Annotated in this window: 21 protein-coding genes; 12 read left to right on the forward strand and 9 right to left on the reverse strand. The window is 62.8% G+C overall.

Annotation, left to right across the window (positions count from 1 at the left end; genetic code table 11):
- Nucleotides 1–144: 144 nt before the first annotated feature.
- The 6 genes from BM160_RS09610 (at nucleotide 145) to BM160_RS09635 (ending at nucleotide 7,196) form a co-directional block, all read left to right on the forward strand.
- Complete coding sequence (locus tag BM160_RS09610; RefSeq protein ID WP_092004097.1) at nucleotides 145–591, forward strand: DUF4149 domain-containing protein; 447 nt, start codon at nucleotides 145–147, stop codon at nucleotides 589–591.
- Nucleotides 592–646: 55 nt separating this feature from the next.
- Nucleotides 647–1,549, forward strand: coding sequence for a D-amino acid aminotransferase (locus BM160_RS09615; RefSeq protein ID WP_092004100.1), 903 nt, complete (start codon nucleotides 647–649; stop codon nucleotides 1,547–1,549).
- On the forward strand, nucleotides 1,546–1,857 hold the full coding sequence (locus BM160_RS09620; protein ID WP_092004103.1) for a YbeD family protein: 312 nt from the start codon (nucleotides 1,546–1,548) through the stop codon (nucleotides 1,855–1,857). Before BM160_RS09615 ends, BM160_RS09620 begins: the two co-directional genes overlap by 4 nt.
- 97 nt (nucleotides 1,858–1,954) lie before the next feature.
- Nucleotides 1,955–2,623 carry a lipoyl(octanoyl) transferase LipB gene (gene lipB / locus BM160_RS09625; protein ID WP_092004105.1) on the forward strand — a complete coding sequence of 223 codons (669 nt, stop codon included), beginning with the start codon at nucleotides 1,955–1,957 and terminating at the stop codon, nucleotides 2,621–2,623.
- A gap of 23 nt (nucleotides 2,624–2,646) precedes the next feature.
- Nucleotides 2,647–3,672 (forward strand): lipoyl synthase, encoded by a 1,026-nt coding sequence (gene lipA, locus BM160_RS09630; RefSeq protein WP_255368786.1) that lies wholly within the window; start codon nucleotides 2,647–2,649, stop codon nucleotides 3,670–3,672.
- A 62-nt stretch (nucleotides 3,673–3,734) separates the two neighbouring features.
- Nucleotides 3,735–7,196, forward strand: a complete 3,462-nt coding sequence (locus BM160_RS09635) for a DEAD/DEAH box helicase (protein WP_092004111.1) — start codon at nucleotides 3,735–3,737, stop codon at nucleotides 7,194–7,196.
- Between the two features lie 168 nt (nucleotides 7,197–7,364).
- Here the strand turns inward: BM160_RS09635 and BM160_RS09640 are convergent, their stop codons facing one another.
- From BM160_RS09640 to BM160_RS09650, 3 genes are read right to left on the reverse strand one after another with little or no spacing between them, the layout of a single operon-like run.
- Nucleotides 7,365–8,243 (reverse strand): ABC transporter permease, encoded by an 879-nt coding sequence (locus BM160_RS09640; RefSeq protein WP_092004113.1) that lies wholly within the window; start codon nucleotides 8,241–8,243, stop codon nucleotides 7,365–7,367.
- A 15-nt stretch (nucleotides 8,244–8,258) separates the two neighbouring features.
- Nucleotides 8,259–9,083, reverse strand: a complete 825-nt coding sequence (locus tag BM160_RS09645; protein ID WP_092004116.1) for an ABC transporter ATP-binding protein — start codon at nucleotides 9,081–9,083, stop codon at nucleotides 8,259–8,261.
- Nucleotides 9,084–9,120: 37 nt separating this feature from the next.
- Complete coding sequence (locus tag BM160_RS09650; RefSeq protein ID WP_092004119.1) at nucleotides 9,121–10,122, reverse strand: ABC transporter substrate-binding protein; 1,002 nt, start codon at nucleotides 10,120–10,122, stop codon at nucleotides 9,121–9,123.
- A gap of 227 nt (nucleotides 10,123–10,349) precedes the next feature.
- Here BM160_RS09650 and BM160_RS09655 point away from each other — a divergent pair, with 227 nt between their 5' ends.
- Entirely contained in the window at nucleotides 10,350–11,015 is a 666-nt protein-coding gene (locus BM160_RS09655; RefSeq protein ID WP_092004121.1) for a response regulator, read from the forward strand.
- Nucleotides 11,002–12,405 (forward strand): sensor histidine kinase, encoded by a 1,404-nt coding sequence (locus BM160_RS09660; protein WP_177218968.1) that lies wholly within the window; start codon nucleotides 11,002–11,004, stop codon nucleotides 12,403–12,405. Before BM160_RS09655 ends, BM160_RS09660 begins: the two co-directional genes overlap by 14 nt.
- 32 nt (nucleotides 12,406–12,437) lie before the next feature.
- Here BM160_RS09660 and BM160_RS22575 read toward each other — a convergent pair whose 3' ends face one another.
- From BM160_RS22575 to BM160_RS09680, 5 genes are all read right to left on the reverse strand, one after another.
- Nucleotides 12,438–12,596: a hypothetical protein gene (locus BM160_RS22575; RefSeq protein ID WP_177218969.1), complete on the reverse strand. Its 159-nt coding sequence runs from the start codon at nucleotides 12,594–12,596 to the stop codon at nucleotides 12,438–12,440.
- The gene (ptsP, locus tag BM160_RS09665) at nucleotides 12,593–14,356 is read right to left on the reverse strand and encodes a phosphoenolpyruvate--protein phosphotransferase (protein WP_092004179.1); all 1,764 of its coding nucleotides are present in this window, start codon (nucleotides 14,354–14,356) and stop codon (nucleotides 12,593–12,595) included. Before ptsP ends, BM160_RS22575 begins: the two co-directional genes overlap by 4 nt.
- 185 nt (nucleotides 14,357–14,541) lie before the next feature.
- Nucleotides 14,542–14,811 carry an HPr family phosphocarrier protein gene (locus BM160_RS09670; protein WP_092004128.1) on the reverse strand — a complete coding sequence of 90 codons (270 nt, stop codon included), beginning with the start codon at nucleotides 14,809–14,811 and terminating at the stop codon, nucleotides 14,542–14,544.
- Nucleotides 14,780–15,223, reverse strand: a complete 444-nt coding sequence (locus BM160_RS09675) for a PTS sugar transporter subunit IIA (protein WP_092004131.1) — start codon at nucleotides 15,221–15,223, stop codon at nucleotides 14,780–14,782. Before BM160_RS09675 ends, BM160_RS09670 begins: the two co-directional genes overlap by 32 nt.
- A gap of 157 nt (nucleotides 15,224–15,380) precedes the next feature.
- Nucleotides 15,381–15,917: a hypothetical protein gene (locus BM160_RS09680; protein WP_092004135.1), complete on the reverse strand. Its 537-nt coding sequence runs from the start codon at nucleotides 15,915–15,917 to the stop codon at nucleotides 15,381–15,383.
- 199 nt (nucleotides 15,918–16,116) lie between these two features.
- Here BM160_RS09680 and cynS point away from each other — a divergent pair, with 199 nt between their 5' ends.
- Entirely contained in the window at nucleotides 16,117–16,560 is a 444-nt protein-coding gene (cynS, locus tag BM160_RS09685; protein WP_092004138.1) for a cyanase, read from the forward strand.
- A gap of 456 nt (nucleotides 16,561–17,016) precedes the next feature.
- Here the strand turns inward: cynS and BM160_RS09690 are convergent, their stop codons facing one another.
- Nucleotides 17,017–17,523 carry a nuclear transport factor 2 family protein gene (locus BM160_RS09690; RefSeq protein WP_369821764.1) on the reverse strand — a complete coding sequence of 169 codons (507 nt, stop codon included), beginning with the start codon at nucleotides 17,521–17,523 and terminating at the stop codon, nucleotides 17,017–17,019.
- A 283-nt stretch (nucleotides 17,524–17,806) separates the two neighbouring features.
- Here BM160_RS09690 and BM160_RS09695 point away from each other — a divergent pair, with 283 nt between their 5' ends.
- The 3 genes from BM160_RS09695 to BM160_RS09705 all read left to right on the forward strand — a co-directional run.
- Nucleotides 17,807–18,544: an alpha/beta fold hydrolase gene (locus BM160_RS09695; protein ID WP_092004144.1), complete on the forward strand. Its 738-nt coding sequence runs from the start codon at nucleotides 17,807–17,809 to the stop codon at nucleotides 18,542–18,544.
- On the forward strand, nucleotides 18,541–19,038 hold the full coding sequence (locus tag BM160_RS09700) for a thioredoxin domain-containing protein (RefSeq protein ID WP_092004147.1): 498 nt from the start codon (nucleotides 18,541–18,543) through the stop codon (nucleotides 19,036–19,038). The genes BM160_RS09695 and BM160_RS09700 overlap by 4 nt, the downstream gene beginning before the upstream one ends.
- A gap of 119 nt (nucleotides 19,039–19,157) precedes the next feature.
- Nucleotides 19,158–19,445, forward strand: a 288-nt coding sequence (locus BM160_RS09705; RefSeq protein WP_369821765.1) for a transposase, incomplete at its 3' end; no start/stop codon positions are given.

Below are 19,445 nucleotides of genomic sequence, written 5' to 3' on the forward strand. Positions count from 1 at the left end.
ATTACAGGCCGTGGCGTGGCGACTCAAGGCGAGCGCTCGGGGCCTGGGCCACAATCACGCTTAGCGCGACCCGCACGCGCAGGCCATCCAGGCCGCCCGGTTGCGATGCAGCCGATACACTGACGCCTCGATGAAAGACTTGCCATGCCAGCCTTGATGAAATTCCTGCACCTATTTGCCGCCATGGCCTGGCTGGGAGGAGTCACCTTCATGCTGTTTGCGCTAAGACCTGTCGCCGCCGAGCAACTGGCGCCGCCGCAACGACTGGCGCTGATTGCGCAAGTCCTGCGGCGTTTCTTTGCCCTGGTCTGGATCGCCATAGCCGTCTTGCTGTTGACCGGTCTGGCGATGCTGCTGGGCGTTGGCATGAAGCATGCGCCCATGGGCTGGCACTTGATGCTCGGTATCGGCCTGCTGATGTTTGCGCTGTTTGGCCACCTTTATTTCGGTCCTTTTCGCCGTCTGAAGCTGGCCGTTAGCGCGTCCGACTGGCCCGAAGGCGGCCGTCGCGTCGCCCAGATTGCCGCGCTGGCCATGGCCAACCTGGTATTGGGCGCGCTGGCCATTGCCGCCGTCTTTTTTCTCGCCTGAAGCGGCCACACTTCTTAGGCTTCACTCTTTCTTGCAACTTGATTGACACCACACCATGACCACTTCTTCCGTCAACGCTCTGCCCGATACCCCTTGCTACCTCAATGGCGAATACACCGCCCTCAAAGACGCCAAGATCAGCGTGCTGGATCGGGGCTTCATCTTTGGCGACGGGATTTATGAAGTGGTTCCGGCTTACGCGGGCAAGCTGTTCCGCTTTGAGCAGCACATGGCACGCCTGGAGCGCAGCCTGACCGAATTGCGCATTCCCAACCCCCTGACGCTAGCCGAGTGGCGCCAGGTTTCTCTCAAATTGATAGCAGACTACGTAGAAAAAATGGGCGCTGCCGCCGCGAACGGCAACCAACTCATCTACATCCAGATCTCCCGCGGTGTCGCCATGCGCGACCACCCCATGCTGCCCGGCTTGAGCCCCACCGTCTTTGTCATGGTCAACACCATGAAGCTGCCCAGCGAGCAGCAGCGCGAGCAAGGCGTGACCTGTGTCACGGCCGACGACTTCCGCTGGGAAAAGGCCCACATCAAGAGCACCAGCCTGCTGGGCGCGGTGTTCTCGCGCCAGATCAGCGTGGACGCCGGCGCCCTGGAAACCATCATGTTCCGCGGCGACTACCTGAGCGAAGCCTCCTCCAGCAACGTCTGGGTCGTCAAGGACGGCAAGGTCTCGGGCCCGCCCAAGGACAAGCTGGTGCTCGAAGGCATTCGCTACGGCCTGATTGAAGAGATGTGCCGCGCCGCCGGCATAGACTTTGAGCTGCGCCGCATCAGCCGCGCCGAGGTGCTGGCAGCCGACGAACTGATGCTGTCATCGGCCACCAAGGAAGTGCTGCCCGTCACCCTGCTGGACGGCCAGCCCGTGGGCAATGGCAAGCCCGGCCCGGTCTACGCCAAGCTCTACGCCGCCTATCAGCAGGCCAAACAAGCCTTATCGTCATGAGTACCTCCAAAGACACTCCCCCCAGCACGCCCGCAGACGCAGGTGCGCGCAAAGACTCGCTGATCGAGTACCCCTCGCTGTTCCCCATCAAGGTCATGGGCAACAAGGTCGACGGCCTGGTGGCCGCCATCACGGCGGTGGCGCATCAGTTCGACCCGCAATTTGATGCCTCCACCATAGAGCTGCGCGAAAGCAAGGGCGGCAACTATCTGGGCGTGACCATCACCGTGACCGCCACCAGCCGCGAGCAGCTCGACGAGCTCTACCGCACGCTGTCCACCCATCCCATGGTCAAGGTGGTGCTGTAAAAATGCTGCCCCCACGCTCCGCCGCTGCGCGGGTCGCTGCCCCCCGAGGGGGCTGGCCTTGCTTGGGGCAGCCCGGCGCTGCGGCCGCAGCCTTTCCATGTTGATGCGCCAACTGGACCGGGTGGACTACCTGACCACCTACCAGGCCATGCAGGACTTTACCGCCACGCGCGATGAAGCCGCGCCCGATGCGCTATGGATTTGCGAGCACCCGGCGGTCTATACACAAGGGCTGGCGGGCAAAATCGACCACATCCTCAACCCTGGCGAGATCCCCGTGGTGCAAACCAACCGGGGCGGCCAGGTGACCTTTCACGGGCCTGGGCAAGTGGTGGCTTATCCACTGATTAATCTCAAGCGCGCCGGCTACTTCATCAAGGAGTATGTCTACCGCATCGAGGAGGCCGTCATCAGAACGCTGGCGCATTTCGGCGTGACCGGCCACCGGGTGGCGGGCGCGCCCGGCATTTACGTGCGCCTGGACGATCCGTTCTCACACGCCGCGCTGAGCGGCCCCATGCATCCCGCCGACCCGTTTCGCGGCCTGGGAAAAATCGCCGCACTGGGCATCAAGATGAGCCGGCATTGCACCTACCACGGCGTGGCGCTGAACGTGGCGATGGACCTGGAACCCTTCTCCCGCATCAACCCTTGCGGCTATGCCGGGCTGAAAACCACGGACCTTTCTACAATCGGGGTCTCGGCCAGTTGGCAAGATGCCGCGGATGTACTGGGCCAAAAGCTCATCATCCAGCTGTCGCCATAGCCTGACAAAACACCCAACACATCATGAGCAGCTCAGAAACCACTCCCGCCCTTCGTACCGTCAACCCCGTGGTTCATGAGGCGCAAAGCCAGCAAGACTACAACCCGCTGGCCAAGCAGAAGGCGGCGGCCAAGCTGTCGCGCATCCCGGTCAAGGTCGAGCGCGGCGAGGTGCTGAAGAAGCCCGACTGGATCCGCGTCAAGGCCGGCAGCCCGACCACCCGCTTTTACGAAATCAAGCAGATCCTGCGCGAGAACAAGCTCAACACGGTGTGCGAGGAAGCCAGCTGCCCCAACATCGGCGAGTGCTTTGGCAAAGGCACGGCCACCTTCATGATCATGGGCGACAAGTGCACGCGGCGCTGCCCGTTTTGCGACGTCGGCCACGGCCGGCCCGATCCGCTGGACGCCGACGAGCCGCTGAACCTGGCCAAGACGATTGCCGCGCTCAAGCTCAAGTACGTGGTGATCACCAGCGTGGACCGCGACGACCTGCGCGACGGCGGCAGCGGCCATTTCGTGGAATGCATCAAGAACATCCGCGAACTCTCGCCGGCCACGCAGATCGAGATCCTGGTGCCCGACTTCCGCGGCCGCGACGATCGCGCGCTGGAAATCCTCAAGGCCGCGCCGCCCGACGTGATGAACCACAACCTGGAAACCGCGCCCCGCCTGTACAAGGAAGCGCGCCCCGGCAGCGACTACCAGTTCTCGCTCAACCTGCTGAAAAAATTCAAGGCGCTGCACCCCGACGTGCCGACCAAGAGCGGCATCATGGTGGGCCTGGGCGAAACCGACGAAGAGATTTTGCAGGTCATGCGCGACATGCGCGCGCATGACATCGACATGCTGACCATAGGCCAGTACCTGGCGCCATCGACCAGCCACCTGCCGGTGCGCCGCTATGTGCACCCCGACACCTTCAAGATGTTTGAAGAAGAGGCCTACAAAATGGGCTTTAGCCATGCCGCCGTGGGCGCCATGGTGCGCTCCAGCTACCACGCCGACCAGCAGGCCGGCCATGTGCTGGCGGGTGTGGCTGGCGCCTGAGCCTTTTACTATTATTTTGATAGCTTCTTGCGCCCGACCTGCAAGGGCTTGAGGCCTATTTCATGCAAAATCAAGCGCCCCACACGGCGCCGTGGTTCAATGCCAGTTCGCTGTTCCCCCTGACCGATCCCGGTACCTGGGCGCGCGGCTTGCAGCTTTACCGCAGCCAAAAGGTGTTGCAGCTGGACATAGAGCCCAGCGGGGATCACTGGCAACTGCTGGGCGATGTGCAGGGCAGTCAGCGCACGCCCTACGAAGTGTCCATAGACATGGCCTTGCTGCCCGACGGCCAGGTCGACTTCTGGGACAGTCATTGCAGCTGCCCGGTCGGCCGCCAATGCAAGCACGGCCTTGCGCTGATGCTCAAGGCGGCTTACCAGGGCCTGCACCTGCTGGGCCACGAGGCTGCCACCACCAGCACGCGCAGTCCGCCCAGCCCCGAAAAGATAGAAGCCGCCAGGCAGGCGGCGCAAGAGCGCGTCGAAGAGCAATCCAGGCAGCAGGCCGACGCCCAGCTGCTGGGATGGCTGCGCGAGCTGGATCGTGCAGCCAACAACTCGGCCACGGACACCGCGCCCGAGCAGCCCGGCCAGCCCAAGCCCGAGCAATATGTCTATCTGCTGAGCATCCTGGGCAGCCAGGGCCAGACGCCGCAACTCAATCTGGAAGCCAGACTGGCCCGCCCCAGGCTCAGCGGCGGCTGGACCAAACCCAAGCCCATCAGAAGCCAGCCGCACCTGGGCCAGGCGCTGTTTGACGCCGCCAGCGACGCCGATCGCGAGGTGCTGCAACTGCTGCAGGCCATGCCGCAGCATGACCGCCATTACTCGGCCTACAGCGCCAGCCCCAGCGCCGCCCCCAGCGGCCAGGCCGGTCTGATCGCGCTGCAACAGGCGGCCAGCACCGGGCGTCTGTTCTTGGACGACGGCCACGGCTACCCCGGTCAGGCCATCAAGTGGGGCGCGCCGCAAAACCTGAACTGGCACTGGCAGGAAGTCGCTGGCCCGCAGGCCGGCCCGCCCGGCTGGGCCTTGCGCGCCCGGCTGGCCAGCGCCGATGCCAGGCTGTGCCTGAACAACCCACCGCTTTATCTGGACAGCGCGCAGGGCCGCTGCGGCCAGGTGCAGGCCGCTGGCATACCGCAGGCCCAGCTGGCGGTGCTGCTCAAGGCCCCGCCCCTCAAGGAAGCCGCCCTGCAAAAGCACCAGCTCGAGCTGATACGCCAGCTCGGCCCGCTGCCCCTGCCGCCCATGCTGCAAAGCCTGAGCCGGCTCGATAACGTCAGGCCCGCGGCCCACCTGCATTTGTCGCTGAGCTCGCCGCAAGAGGCCGGCCACCGCGGCCTGATTCAGGCGCAGCTGCGCTTTGACTACCAGGGCCATCGCGGCTGGTGGGCCGGCCAGGGCCTGTCGGTGCTGATTGAGGGCGCCGCAGGCCGTGTGCTGCTGCAGCGCGATGCCGAGGCCGAACTCGACGCCATCACCCGGTTGATGGACCTGGGCCTGGTGGCCAACGACGGCGGCGTGTTTGGCCTGTCGGGCGAGGGGCCGCAGCAAGACTGGCTGCATTGGGCCGACACCGACTTCTCCGTGCTGCGCGATGCCGGCTTCGTGCTCACGCTGGACCAGGGCCTGAGCGGCTGGATCAGCCGCGCCGAGACGCTGGATGTGCAGCTGCGTTCGTCAGGCGAGGACGAAGCCAGCTCGCCCTGGTTTGAGCTGTCGCTGGGCATGGAGATCAACGGCCAGCGCCACAACATCCTGCCCTGGCTGCCCAATCTGATTGGCGCCGCGGCCGCCGGCCCGCAGGACGACGCGAGCGGCCAGCCCACGCTGCCGCCTTTCATTTTTCTGCCCGCGCCCGGCGGCCAGGGTTTCATTCGCCTGCCGACCGAGGCGCTCAAGCCCTGGATGGCCGCGCTGCTGGAGCTGGTGGGCGAGCGCGGCCATGATTTTTCCGCCGACAGCCTCAAGCTCTCGCGGCTGGATGCGCTGCGCGCCAGCGCCGCCTTGGGTGAAGGCGCCGTCTGGGAAGGCGCGGCCGCACTGCGCGCCACGGTGCAGCCGCTGGTGGGCCAGCAGCCCATCCCCGAGGTTCCGGCGCCGGCGGGCTTGCAGGCCAGCTTGCGGCCCTACCAGCAGCAAGGCCTGAACTGGCTGCAGTTCCTGCGCCAGCACGGCCTGGGCGGCATCCTGGCCGACGACATGGGCCTGGGTAAAACCCTGCAGACGCTGGCCCATGTGCTGGCCGAAAAGGAAGCCGGCCGCCTGAGCCAGCCGGCGCTGATCATCGCGCCCGTCAGCCTGATGGGCAACTGGCGCCGCGAGGCCGAACGCTTCACGCCCGGCCTGCGCACCCTGGTGCTGCACGGCAAGGAACGCCACGACGCGGCCAGCGACATGGCCGGGCACGACCTGGTGATTGCGCCCTACTCGCTGCTGCAGCGCGACCGCGAGCGCTGGCTGGCCCAGCCCTGGCACCTGGTGGTGCTGGACGAGGCGCAAAACATCAAGAACACCAGCACCCATGCCGCGCAGGTGGTGGGCCAATTGCAGACCCGGCACCGCCTGTGCCTGTCGGGCACGCCCATGGAAAATCACCTGGGCGAGCTGTGGAGCTTGTTCCACTTTTTGATGCCGGGCTTTCTGGGCAGCCAGGCGCGCTTTCGGGAACTGTTTCGCACGCCGATTGAAAAGCAGGGCGACATCGAGCGGCTGGAGCAACTGCGCCGCCGCGTCACGCCCTTCATGCTCAGGCGCACCAAGCGCGAGGTGGCGACCGAGCTGCCCGACAAGATAGAGACCATCTCCAGCATAGAGCTGTCGGGCAAGCAGGCCGACCTCTATGAAACCATACGCCTGGCGACCGAAAAAGCCGTGCGCGACGCGCTCGCCAGCAAGGGTCTGGCCAAGTCGCAAATCCAGATCCTGGACGCCCTGCTCAAGCTGCGCCAGGTCTGCTGCGACCCGCGTCTGCTGGCGCTGGACTCGGCCAAAAAAATCAAGTCATCGGCCAAGCTGGAGCAGCTGATGGAGCTGCTGCCCGAAATGATCGCCGAGGGCCGACGCGTGCTGCTGTTCTCGTCCTTCACCAGCATGCTGTCGCTGATTGAATATGAGCTGAAAGCCAGAAAAATACCTTGGGTCAAGCTCACCGGCCAGTCGCAAAAGCGCGACGCCATCGTTGAGCGCTTCACCTCGGGCGAGGTGCCGCTCTTTCTCATCAGCCTGAAGGCCGGCGGCGTCGGCCTGAACCTGCCGCAGGCCGACACGGTGATTCACTACGACCCCTGGTGGAACCCGGCCACGGAAAACCAGGCCACCGACCGGGCCCACCGCATCGGGCAGAAAAACCAGGTCTTTGTCTACAAGCTGGTGGCGCAGGGCACCATAGAAGAACGCATCCTGGCGCTGCAAGAGCGCAAGGCGGCACTGGCCGACAGCATGTACAGCGGCGCCCAGGCGCGCAAGCAGCCGCTGTTTAGCGAAAGCGATGTGGCGGAACTGCTCAAGCCGCTGGGCTGAGGCCGGCGCGGCCAAACTTGGGCATCAAATTGGCCTCAAGCGCATGCTGAGAAAGCGCAAGAAGCTACTTATTTAATAGCAAAACAAGGCCTGAAACAGAACTACCGGGCAAGCCCGGCAGTTCTGTTTCTGTTTTGCAGCGCCGGATTCGGCGCCCTGTCAGACCGCTCAACTGGTCTCGCTCAAGGCGGCCGGTCGCCATTTGGCCAGGCGCTTTTCCACCAGCGACATCGAATACTCCGCCGCCAGCGCCACCACCATGATGATGACGATGGCCGCATACATGCCGGCCGCATCAAACGAGCCCTTGGCGATGTTGATGAGCAGACCGATGCCGTAGCGCGAGCCGACGAACTCGCCGACGATGGCGCCGACGATGGCAAAGCCGAAGCTCACCTGCAGCGAGGCAAAAATCCAGCTCATGGCCGAGGGCACGATCACCGACCAGGTCAGTTGCCAGGGCGTGGCGCCGAGGATCTGGGCATTGGCGATCAGGGAGCGATCGGCTTCACGCACGCCCTGGAAGGCGTTGGAAAACACCACAAAGAACACCATGACAAAGGACAGCGCCACCTTGGAGGCCAGGCCCAGGCCCAGAATCATGATGAAGATGGGTGCCAGCACCACGCGCGGGATGGAGTTGAAGACCTTGATGTAGATGGAAAACACATCGGCCGCCATGCGGTTGCGGCCCAGCGCCACACCGACGATCACGCCCATCACGGCGCCGCTGCCAAAGCCCAGCAAGGCCTCTTCCATGGTGACCCAGAGGTGGTACCAGAGGGAAACACCGTCGGTGCCGTCGACCATCCATTGACCCAGCCGCTCCAGAATGGCGATAGGGCTGGAGTAGAAGAACTCATCAATCAGCTTGGTCCGCGCTGAGACTTCCCAGCCGACCAGGAAAACGATCAGGATCAGGAAGCGCCAGAAAAGAACCATGCGCCGTCGTTTGATGGCCGCATCGGCGGCGGCGCGTTCAATCTCGGCATCGGAGGTGCCGGTGCGAAACACCGGCCCATTGATTGTTGTTGTGGAGTGGGTCATAGCTAGTCCTTGTGCTCAGGCGGCGACGGTTTCGGCCCGGGCGGCGCCCAGCTTCACTTCGTCACGCAGGTCGTTCCAGATGGTCTGGGAGAGGTCAATAAAGTGTTGTTCGTAACGGATGTCAGACACCACGCGCGGCCGCTGAATGTCGATGGGGTAGACCGACTTCACCGTGGCCGGACCGGCCGTCAGCACATAGACCTTGTCGGCCAGGCCTATGGCCTCTTCCAGGTCGTGCGTCACGAACAGCACCGAGGCCTTGGCCTCCGACCACAGTTCCAGCAAGGCGTCGTGCATGAGCACGCGGGTCTGCACATCCAGTGCCGAAAAGGGCTCGTCCATCAAGAGGATTTCCGGCTCGTTGATGAAGGTCTGCGCCAAGGAAACCCGCTTGCGCATGCCGCCCGAGAGCTGGTGCGGGTATTTGCTCTCATGACCTTTCAGGTTCACGCGCGCCAGCCATTTTTCGGCGCGGGCATAGGCTTCGTCCTTGGCCATGCCGCGAAACAAGGGGCCGGCCACCACGTTATCGATCACGCTGCGCCACGGAAACAAGGCATCGGTTTGAAACACAAAACCGATGCGCGGGTCTATGCCGCTCACGGGCTGGCCGAACAGCCGCACCTCGCCGGCCGAGGGTTTGGCCAGGCCGGTCACCAGGTTGAGCGTGGTGGACTTGCCGCAGCCGGTGGGGCCGACGATGGCGACAAACTCGCCGCGCTCTATGGTCATGTTGAAGTCGCGGATCGCCGTCATCGACTTGCCATCGGGCGTGACGAAGCGGCGGCTCACATTAATCAGTTCTACGGCCGGTGAGGCCGGGCTGGAGGTGTTGGGCATAAGGGTCTCTCTCTTCTCGCGGGTTTTGGGCTGCGGCTTACTTGGCCTTCTTCACAAACTCGGAGGTATAGGTCTTGGACAAATCCACGGTCTTGCCCTTCATGTTTTTCGAAAAGCCGGACAGCACGGCCAACACCGTTTCAGGCCCCCCGGCGGGCATCACGCCGTCGGGCGTGAACATGGCCTTGCCTTCATCGAGTGCCTTGATATAGCCCGCCTTGTCGCCCACGTAGAACTCGGGCGGCATCTTGTCGGCGATCTCGGCGCCGGTGTGGGTATTGATGTACTTCATGGTTTTCACAAAGGCGTTGGCCAGCTTTTGCGCCGTGTCCTTGTGGCTGTTGACCCAGGCGGTGTCCATGTAAAACGATGCGGCGGGGTAGGTGCCGCCCAGCGCCGCCTTGGTTTTTTCCACCGTTCGCATGTCCACCAGCACCTTGGCCTCACCGGTCTTGACCATGCGGGAAATGGTGGGCTCGGTGGTCATGCCGGCCTGGATCTTGTCCTGCTGCATGGCGGCGATAAAGGTCGTGCCGGCGCCAACCGGCAAGGTGGTGAAATCACCCATGGGCACTTTGGCGCGTTCGGCCAGCGCCAGCGTCAGGAAGTTGGTGGAAGAGCCCAGCCCCGTCACCCCGACCGTCTTGCCCTTCAGGTCGGCCATGGACTTGATCTCGGGATGCTTGGTCGACACCAGGATCACCTCTCCCGGGGCCTGGCTGAACTGGACAATGGACTGCACATACTTGCCCTTGGTCTGCAAGTCCACGCAGTGGTCATAAAAACCCACCACGCCATCGACGGCGCCGGCCAGCAGCTGAAGCTCCGCATCGACGCCGGCCGGCTGGTTGAGCAGCTCCACGTCCAGGCCTTCATCCTTGAAGTAGCCCAGGCGCTCTGTCAGCTTGGCAGGCAGATAGATTTGTTTTTCATAGCCGCCCACCATGATGGTGACTTTCTCGGCCGCCATAACCGCCGCCGAAGCGGTCAGAGAGGCGGCTATGGCAAAGGCGGACAACAGGAAGCGACGGTTCAGCATGGTCTATCTCCTAAAGGGTTTTATGGTCAAATTCAGCGATGGGGCCCGCTGCGCCAGCCACGCAGAGCGGCACCCCACCGATGCAGGCAGTGTCCGCAGATGAGCTTTCCTTCCGCTTTACTTTGGGAAACCCTAGGGAAAACACCTAACTCAACACTCTCCCTCCCAGGGGCTTGAAATGCAGCTGCCGCTATCACCCGGGTCGGAGAAAGCGAAAAGATTTTGATATGCGCCTGCTATTGATTGAGGACAGTGCCGAGTTGGCCAAATGGCTGGTCAAGGCCTTGCAAGGCGGTGGTTACGCCGTCGACATGGCGCACGATGGCAAGGATGCCGACCATTTGCTGTTCACCCAGCCTTACGATGCCGTCATCCTCGATCTGGGGCTGCCGTCCATGGACGGGCTGACGGTGCTCAAACGACTGAGGGCGCGCGGCAGCAGCGTCCCCGTCATGGTGCTCACCGCGCGGGGCGAGCTCAGCGACCGGGTGGCAGGACTTAATCTGGGCGCCGACGACTACCTGGCCAAACCCTTTGAACTCGCCGAACTTGAGGCCCGCCTGCATGCGCTGATACGGCGCACCCATGGCGTCAGCGCGCCCCTGATCACGCTAGGGCCCCTGGTCTACGAAAGCCTTGGCCGGGTCTTCACGCTGGGCGGCGTCACGCTGGCGCTTCGCCCCAAGGAACACGCCGTGCTTGAAGTCCTGCTGCTGCGCGGCGGCAAGGCCATCAGCAAGGAAAAGCTCTTTGAAAAGGTGTTCTCGGTCGACGCCACCACGGGCCAGGACGTGGTTGAAATCTACATCCACCGGCTGCGCAAGCAGCTGCACAATTCCGGCATCTCCATCGTGACCCTGCGCGGTCTTGGCTACCTCCTTGAAGCGAGCTAACAGTCTTCGCCTGCAGCTGCTCGGCTGGCTGCTGCTGCCGCTGGGCCTGCTGTTGCTGGTCAATGCCTTTTTCAGCCACCGCACCGCCGAGCTGACCGCCAACCGAGCCTATGACAGCCTGCTGATCGCTTCCGCCGACACCATTGCCGACCAGGTCAGCCTGAAGGGCGGCAAGCTGAGCGTGGATCTGCCCTATGTCGCGCTGCAGCTGCTTGAAACGGACTTGCAGGAGCGCGTTTTTTACCGCGTCGTCGCGCCCGATGGCAGCACCCTGACGGGCTACGACGACCTGCCTATGCCGCCGAAAAAACCCCGCGGCGTGGGGGCCGATGCCCAGGTCCACTACAGCACCCAGTACCGGGGAGAAACCATTTACCTGGTGGCCATCTACAAGCAGGTCTACGGGCTGGAAACCACCGACCCGGTCATCATTCTGGTGGCTGAAACCGGCGAGTCCCGGCAGGCCTTGTCGCGGGAAATCCTGATCGCCGATCTGGAGCGCCAGGCGGTGCTGATTCTGGCTTCGGCCCTGCTGGTCTGGTTCGGCCTGGGTTGGGGCCTGAAGCCGCTGATGGCCTTGCGCGACAACCTGCTCAAGCGCTCGCCGTGGGACCTTAGCCCGCTAGATCCAAGCCCGGTGCAAACAGAAATCCAGCCCCTGATAGCGGCGCTCAACCAGCACACCGCGCGGATTGAAAAACTGATAGAAGGCCGGCAGCGTTTCATTGCCGATGCTTCGCACCAGTTGCGCACGCCGCTGTCGGAACTGCGCACCCAGGTCGAGTACACGTTGCGCCAGAACCGTGCCGAGCTCTCGCACGAAACGCTGCGGACGCTACAAGGATGGATTGATGGACAGACCCGATTGATCGGCCAATTGCTGATGCTGGCACGCTCCGAACCGGAGGCCATGCAAGGCCAGCCCGGCGCCAAGGCCGACCTGGCCGAGCTGGCGCGGGAAGCCGCGCTTGAGTACATTGCAGCCGCCCGCAGAAAGACCATAGACCTGAGCTTTGATGGCCCGGAGCAAGGTGTCTTTATGACCGGCAACACCCTGTTGCTGCACGAGCTGGTGGCCAACTTGCTTGATAACGCCATTCGCTACACACCAGCCCATGGCGCCATCACCGTGCGCGCCATGCAGGACGGCACCAGCGCCGTGCTGGAGGTGGAGGACAACGGCCCGGGCATTGCGCCGGCCGAGCGGGAAAAAGTTTTCGAACGCTTTTATCGGGCAGGCCAGCGCGACACCCAAGGCTCGGGACTGGGCCTGTCCATCGTGCGCGACATCTGCGCATCGCATGGAGCGAGGATTGCGCTGCTGGATCCGCTTGAGGGCGACCAGGGCTTGCGCGTTCAAATCTGCTTCAAGCTGGTGCAAACCGAATGAGACCCGCATAAGGTCAAGGCGCTGCCCTGACGTCACGGGTTGAGCTGCTGTTCCACTTTTAAAACCCATAGCGGACCTGTCACGGTCACCTCAAGGAAAGTAAATCTGGTCCAGCCGCCAGCAAGCAGGACGAGCTCGATGGGGCGGGCCAATTCACAGCCGGTGTTGTCGGGGCTGGTCGGCGGCTTCACAGCAAGGCCGCCGGCTCCTCGCTTTGCAGCACTTTTTGCGCCCAGGGCGCAAGCTTGCCGGCGTCGGCACGCAGGACTTGCTGCTTGACCGAGAGGATTTGCGATGGGTGCATGGAGAAGCTGCGCAGCCCCAGCCCCAGCAGCAGGCGCGTCATGCCGGGGTCACCGGCCATCTCGCCGCACACGCTGACCTCCTTGCCCTGGCGATGGCATTCAACAATCGTGTCGGCCACCAGGCGCAGCACCGCCGGATGGCAGGGATCGTAGAGATGCGCCACCGACTCGTCGGCGCGGTCTATCGCCAAGGTGTACTGGATCAGGTCATTGGTGCCTATGGAGAGGAAGTCAAAGTACTTGAGAAAAACCTTGAGCGTGAGCGCCGCCGCCGGAATTTCAATCATGGCGCCCAGGCGCACCGGGCCGTAAGCCGTGCCGCTGTGCTCGAGCTGGGCGCGCGCCTGCTCTATCAAGGCCATGGTCTGGCGGATCTCGCTGGCATGGGCCAACATGGGCACCAGCAGATTGACCTGGCCGTGAGCGGCCACCCGCAAAATGGCACGCAGCTGCGTCAGGAACATGGGCGGATCGGCCAGGCTCCAGCGGATGGCGCGCAGCCCCAGCGCCGGATTCAGGTGACTGTCCTGCGCCTTCCCGGCGAGCCTGTCCAGCGGTTTGTCAGAGCCTATGTCCACGGTACGAATGGTGACCGGCAGGCCGTGCATGCCGTCAACGGCCTTGCGGTAGGCCAGATACTGTTCTTCTTCATCAGGCAGCTTGCCATTGCGGCCCATGAAGAGAAATTCGCTGCGAAACAGCCCCACCCCGACCGCGCCGACCTTGACCGCACCCAGCGTGTCTTCGGGCATTTCAATGTTCGCCAGCAACTCGACGCGCTGGCCGTCCATGGTCAGCGCCGGTGTGTGCTTGAGCCGGTTCAGGCGCTGGCGCTCGAGCTCGCCCTGGCGCTGCTTGAAGCCGTATTCGGCCAGGATGATGGGGGATGGGTCAACAATCAGCACGCCGGCATCGCCGTCAATGATGACCCAGTCGTCTTGCTGTATCAGCTGGCTGGCGCTGCGTGCGCCCACCACCGCCGGGATGTCCATGCTGCGCGCCACAATCGCCGTGTGCGAGGTCTTGCCGCCCACATCGGTGGTGAAGCCGGCAAACAGGCTTTGCTTGAACTGCAGCATGTCGGCCGGGGAAATATCGTGCGCCACCAGCACCAGCGGCACATCCATGGTGTCGTCCAGCAGCAAGTCCTGCTGCGACTGCTTGCGACGGGCACCGGCCTGGCCGGCGCGCTGCACCGGCGAGGCCGCGCCCTTCATGTGGCGCAGTATGCGTTCCACCACCTGCTCCAGATCGGCCTTGCGCTCGCGCAAATACTCGTCTTCCATCTCGTCGAACTGGCGCGCAATGATTTCGTACTGCGTGGTCAGCGCCCATTCGGCGTTGTAGTGGCGCTCGGTGATCCAGTGCTTCACGCCGCTGATCAGCTGCTCGTCCTGCAACAGCATCAGATGCACGTCCAGCAGGGCGGCAATCTCGTGCGGCGCATCTTTGGGCAAGTCTTGCTGCAAGCGGGTGATTTCTTCCATCACCGCATTGCGCGAGACCCTGACGCGCGCGATTTCCTCAATGACTTTGCTCGCATCGATGAAGTAATGCACCACATCCGCGCGACTCGAGGCCACCAGCACGGCGCGGCCTATCGCAATACCACGTGAGACGGCGAGGCCGTGGACGGAAAAAGTCATGGCATTTTTTCGCCCGGCGATCGGGCCAAAGTGCGGCACGCAGTGAAAGGGCTAGCTGCGTTCTTGCGCCGGGTTTGCTCTTCATTCAAGCAGGGGCCGCGGAACCGGCTTTGCCGGGCCGCAGGCGCAGCGGCCCCCTCGGGGGGCAGGAAGCTACGCGAAGCGAGCGACCGTGGGGGCATTATTCACTCCCCCTCGCCAAACTTGTCGCCAATCAACGCCAGCAAGGCATCCATCGCCGCCTGTTCATCGCCGCCGTGAGTTTCCAGTTCGACGGAGCTGCCCATGCCGGCCGCCAGCATCATCACGCCCATGATGCTTTTGGCATTGACGCGGCGCTCGCCCTTGGCTAACCAGACTTCACTGGCAAAGCTGCCGGCCAGTTTGGTGAGCTTGGCCGATGCGCGGGCATGCAGGCCCAGCTTATTGTTGATGGTCGTGCGGGTCTTGATCATGTGTTCTACGTACCTGATTTTGTGGTGCGGTGATAGCCACCTGCATCACGCCTTGTGTCGCCCCCACCAGTGCGCGCGCCACCAGCGCGTCCAGCGCCTCGTGCCGGTAAGACACCGTGCGCAGCAGCATGGGCAGATTAACGCCGGTCACCAGCTTGGTGTTCTCGCCATCGACCAGCTTTTGCGCCACATTGCAAGGCGTGGCGCCAAAGACATCCGTCAGCACCAGCGCCTGCGTGCAGCCCAGCTCGGCCAGCATGATGCGCGCCTGGGCCAGAGTTTCCTCGGGCGGCAGGTTGGCCTGCACATCCAGCGCGGCCACGCCGGCCACATGGTCGGGAAACACATGTAGCAGGCACTGGCGAAACGCCGAAGCCAGCGGCTCGTGGGCAATGATGAAAATGCCGTTCATTGGTTTTAATTATCTGCGTTCACACTCAAAAATAGCCGCAAGAGACCAGACAACAACACAAATACACCCCCAACCTTGCCTGAAAGCGGGTCACCGGCCCAAAACCCATGGCGACAAGAGCGTCAATCAGCAGGCCAACGGTAGCACTTCACAGCGCTCATTCAAGTTTCAGACTGGAGAAAAAAGTCTCGGCCACGTCGGACGGAATCTGGCCGGCATACAGCACGACCTGAAACACCTGCGAGCCCTGGGCAAAGTAGGCGGCCTGCCCGTTCACGGCGCTGCCATCGGCACGCTGGCCCAGCGCCACCACATGCACGGCAGGCGGCTGCAGCGCTGCACCAGGCACTTTGAGTGGCCGTAGCTGAGCGGCACCCGGTGCGGCCTTCATATTGGCCAGCGTCAGGCTTTGCCACTGGGCCAGCACCGAGGCGGCTTTGCTCGCATCGCCCAGATCCGCCACCGCCACGGCAAAGGTCGCTCCACCCGCGTCGCAACCCACCATGGACAGCATGGTCGGCTGCCCGCCCAAGGGCACCATTTTCTGCGCCTTGTCGGGCTTGCAGGGCAAAAGCAGGCTGAGGCGGGTGTTCTCGGGCCGCACCTCGCGCCAGTTAAAGGCCGGGCTGCAGGCGGCCAGCGCCAGCAGCGCGCTCAAGGCTGCGGCGTAAAAAGTCAGGGGCTGTCGTGGCATGGGGCGTTCTAAAGCTGGGCGCATCGTAGGAAAGCATTGCACTTTACAGGCATTCGTACGCCCGCTCCTCTCCACGTCCAAGCGCTTGTGCCCGGCTCCGCGCCCAGCCGGGCACGCGGCTTGCTTTTCAGGTCTGTTGCCGGCCGGCGCAGTTCGCGCCGGGCGAAACGACTTCACCCCTTTCATCACAGGAGCCCCCATGAACCGCAACGACATCACCGAAAAGATCATCAGCGTCAAAGTCAGCAAAGGCATCACCTGGGAGTCAGCCGCCAAAAAAGTCGGTCTCAGCAAGGAGTGGGTCACCGCCGGCTGCCTGGGTCAGATGACTTTTGACGACAAGCAGGCCAAGGTCATAGCCAAAATTTTCGGCCTGAACGCCGAAGAGCAAAAATGGCTGCAGGTCGTGCCCTACAAGGGCTCGCTGCCCACATCAGTGCCGACCGACCCGCTGATCTACCGCTGGTACGAAATCGTCAGCATCTACGGCACGACGATCAAGGAGCTGATCCACGAGGAGTTTGGCGACGGCATCATGAGCGCGATTGACTTCAGCATGGACATCGTGCGCCAGCCCGACCCCAAGGGTGACCGCGTCAACGTGGTGTTGTCGGGCAAGTTCCTGCCTTACAAGCAGTACTGACATTACTGCACGGCCATTGCGTCGTGTGATTGAACAACAGGGGTGATCCGCTCAATATATGAGATGGACTGCCCCGTTTCTTTGCGTCAAATGGCGCGCGAGTCGTCGTCATCGATTCAGACGGCCTTCGAGGATTGATGGCGAGGCCGACGATAGTGCCAGGCGGCGATGCACATGGAAGCCGTGACGAGGCCAAAACACAAGGCATGAGCCCATGACATGTTTCCCTGAACAGCGTCGCGCGCCCACACGACTGGATGAGCGGGGAAGAAGGCTAAGACCAACAGTTGCGGTATGTGTGCATGGGTCGGCTGCAACACAAGCGACAAGCAGGTAGCGAGAAAACTTGATGCGAGGTAGCAGAGCAGGAGTTTGAGTGCAGTTTTCACCAACGACCTAACGAATGAAGCTGATCCGCGAAACAGCGTCGACTTGAAGAATGGGGTGATCCTCGATCTAAGGTTTGGACGCAAGTGGCCCAAAGAACCCAACGATGCGATGCAGCTTGCCATCGGAGGACAACTCACAGAAGTCAATGCCATCCAGAAGCACCTTCCCATCCGCAAGCAGCATGCGCCAGGTGAAGCGAAGCTTCCCGTGATGCATATCGATCCCGCTGGTGAGTTCACAGTGGGCGCCCGGGAATTGTTGAAAGACCCCGCCAATGTGATCGACGAGCGCCTGTATGCCTGCGACGTGCGCAGTGGGGTCGGTGTAAGTGCCGTCCTCAGCCCACACGCGTTCGAGCAATTGCTGCCTGAGCGCGCGGTCAGGCTCGCTCCACGCACCCGTGTAAAGCCTGATCAGTTCGGGCAATTCCATGCTTGTTCTTCCTCTTTTGCAGTTGTGAAAAAAAGCTTCATTGCTCATGAACGAAGCCCAACTTTGCTGCATCCCACACAAACGCCGGATAACATGACGCCCGGCGAAAAAACTGGGTCTTAGGCTTCTGAAATTCTTCATGAGAACCAACAGATTACCTCAGCTCGCTGTAAATGCACACAGGTAGATTGAATGCGAAAAGACAGCCGATGGATGGGCTCACCACTTCGCTGGGAAGTGCCCAGTGCTCGGCATTTGACTCGTTTGCTCAGTGAGCCTTGCGCCAGCATCCACCTACCTCCGCCCATGATCTGAAGGCAAAATAGCGGCATGTGCACACTCGATGGCATGGTCGCTGCGCGCAAGCGTATGTTGAACTACTCCGGCACAGGGCTGTCTGACCTGAAACACAAGAGGTGATCCGATGAAACACAATTTTGTTCTGGTGCATGGTGCCTGGCACGGCGGCTGGTGCTGGCGGCGCGTGGCGCAGGCGCTGCAGCTGGATCACCACAAGGTTTACGCCGTCACGCTGACCGGCCTTGGCGAGCGCGCTCACCTGCTGTCGCCAGCCATCACGCTGGACACCCACATCGACGACGTGATCAGCACCATAGAGGTGGAAGAGCTGAACGAGGTGATTCTGGTCGTACATTCCTACGCCGGCATGATTGGCACGGCCGTGGCCGACCGCCTGGGCAAGCACCTGAAACACCTGGTTTATGTCGATGCCGTGCTGCCAAAACCCGGCGAAAGCTGGAGCAGCACCCAGTCAGCGGCGACGCAGCAGCAGCGCCTGTCGGCGGCCCAGGCCTCGACCCGTTTCAGTTTTCCGCCGCCCGACCCGGCGGTATACGGCCTGCATGAGGCGGACCACGCCTGGGTCAGGCGCCGCCAGACGCCGCACCCCGGCAACACCTACCAGGCGCCGCTGGACTTTGATGTGCAACGTGTCGCCGCCATCCCGCGCACCTTTGTGAGTTGCACCCAGCCCGCTCTGGCCACCATAGACCCCAGCCGCCTGCGCGCGAAAGACCCGAAATTCTGGAACGGCGCCTGGCTGCCAAAGGCCAGCTTTGTCGAACTCCCCACCGGCCACGACCCCATGATCAGCGAAGCCCATGCGCTGACACAAATCCTGCTGAACTGCACCAACGCATGAACCCCCTGCACAACCGACGTCAATTTTCCCGCGCCCTCGCCGGCGGCATGCTGCTGCCCGCACTGAGCTTGCCCGCCACCGTACAAGCCAAAGACACGGCCCTGCCGGTGCCTGCCTCGCTGCCCGCAGCAGCCTTGGCAGCCAGCCGCCAAGGCGAGCCGCTGGTGTTGCTGGTCACCCTGCCCGGCTGCCCTTATTGCGAACTGGTGAGGCGCAACTACCTTCTGCCGGCACGCCACAGCACCGGCCTGCCGGCCTGGCAACTCGACATCAGCAGCCGCAGCACGCCGCTGACGGGCTTTGACGGCAAGGCCAGCACGGCCGCCGCCCAAATCAAGGCCTTGAAGGCGAACTTCACGCCAACCGTGCTGTTTCTGGGCCCGCAAGGGCAGGAACTGGCCGAGCGCCTGGTGGGTGTGGCGGTGCCGGATTTTTATGGTGCCTACCTGGATGAGCGGCTGGCGCAGGCGCGCAAGGCGCTGCTGGCACTTTAAGCCGACTTAGGCATAAAAAAGCCTGATTAGCGACTTGCCTCAGACCTCCTTGGAACTCCGCGTCAAAGCTTTGCCTCCAACCAACAGGCCCAATGCACCGGGAGGCCAAGGAGAGCGATATGTCCATGAACGCCATCCAATTCCAGCGCGGCCTGTCGCTGGCGCAATTCCATGCACAGTACGGCAGCGAGGAGCAATGCGAGCGAGCCCTGGTGGCCGCCCGCTGGCCCCACGGCTGGCAGTGCGCGCACTGCGGTTGCAAGCGTTTTTTTCTCACGCGCAACGGCAAAGGTCGCCAGCTGTGGGAGTGTTTTATCTGCGGCTACCAGTGCTCCAGCATCGCGGGTACGGTGTTCGAGCACACCAAGCTGCCTTTGCGCACCTGGTTCCTGGCGCTGTACCTGCTG

Origin of the sequence: Polaromonas sp. OV174 (assembly GCF_900112285.1) — a bacterium.
Taxonomy (GTDB): domain Bacteria; phylum Pseudomonadota; class Gammaproteobacteria; order Burkholderiales; family Burkholderiaceae_C; genus Polaromonas.

Bases quoted from the DNA above. Each gene is read 5' to 3' on its own strand.
- BM160_RS09610 (WP_092004097.1), top strand. From the start codon at position 145: ATGCCAGCCTTGATGAAATTCCTGCACCTATTTGCCGCCATGGCCTGG.
- BM160_RS09615 (WP_092004100.1), top strand. From the start codon at position 647: ATGACCACTTCTTCCGTCAACGCTCTGCCCGATACCCCTTGCTACCTC.
- BM160_RS09620 (WP_092004103.1), top strand. From the start codon at position 1,546: ATGAGTACCTCCAAAGACACTCCCCCCAGCACGCCCGCAGACGCAGGT.
- lipB (WP_092004105.1), top strand. From the start codon at position 1,955: ATGTTGATGCGCCAACTGGACCGGGTGGACTACCTGACCACCTACCAG.
- lipA (WP_255368786.1), top strand. From the start codon at position 2,647: ATGAGCAGCTCAGAAACCACTCCCGCCCTTCGTACCGTCAACCCCGTG.
- BM160_RS09635 (WP_092004111.1), top strand. From the start codon at position 3,735: ATGCAAAATCAAGCGCCCCACACGGCGCCGTGGTTCAATGCCAGTTCG.
- BM160_RS09640 (WP_092004113.1), bottom strand. From the start codon at position 8,243: ATGACCCACTCCACAACAACAATCAATGGGCCGGTGTTTCGCACCGGC.
- BM160_RS09645 (WP_092004116.1), bottom strand. From the start codon at position 9,083: ATGCCCAACACCTCCAGCCCGGCCTCACCGGCCGTAGAACTGATTAAT.
- BM160_RS09650 (WP_092004119.1), bottom strand. From the start codon at position 10,122: ATGCTGAACCGTCGCTTCCTGTTGTCCGCCTTTGCCATAGCCGCCTCT.
- BM160_RS09655 (WP_092004121.1), top strand. From the start codon at position 10,350: ATGCGCCTGCTATTGATTGAGGACAGTGCCGAGTTGGCCAAATGGCTG.
- ptsP (WP_092004179.1), bottom strand. From the start codon at position 14,356: ATGACTTTTTCCGTCCACGGCCTCGCCGTCTCACGTGGTATTGCGATA.
- BM160_RS09670 (WP_092004128.1), bottom strand. From the start codon at position 14,811: ATGATCAAGACCCGCACGACCATCAACAATAAGCTGGGCCTGCATGCC.
- BM160_RS09675 (WP_092004131.1), bottom strand. From the start codon at position 15,223: ATGAACGGCATTTTCATCATTGCCCACGAGCCGCTGGCTTCGGCGTTT.
- BM160_RS09680 (WP_092004135.1), bottom strand. From the start codon at position 15,917: ATGCCACGACAGCCCCTGACTTTTTACGCCGCAGCCTTGAGCGCGCTG.
- cynS (WP_092004138.1), top strand. From the start codon at position 16,117: ATGAACCGCAACGACATCACCGAAAAGATCATCAGCGTCAAAGTCAGC.
- BM160_RS09690 (WP_369821764.1), bottom strand. From the start codon at position 17,523: ATGAAGAATTTCAGAAGCCTAAGACCCAGTTTTTTCGCCGGGCGTCAT.
- BM160_RS09695 (WP_092004144.1), top strand. From the start codon at position 17,807: ATGAAACACAATTTTGTTCTGGTGCATGGTGCCTGGCACGGCGGCTGG.
- BM160_RS09700 (WP_092004147.1), top strand. From the start codon at position 18,541: ATGAACCCCCTGCACAACCGACGTCAATTTTCCCGCGCCCTCGCCGGC.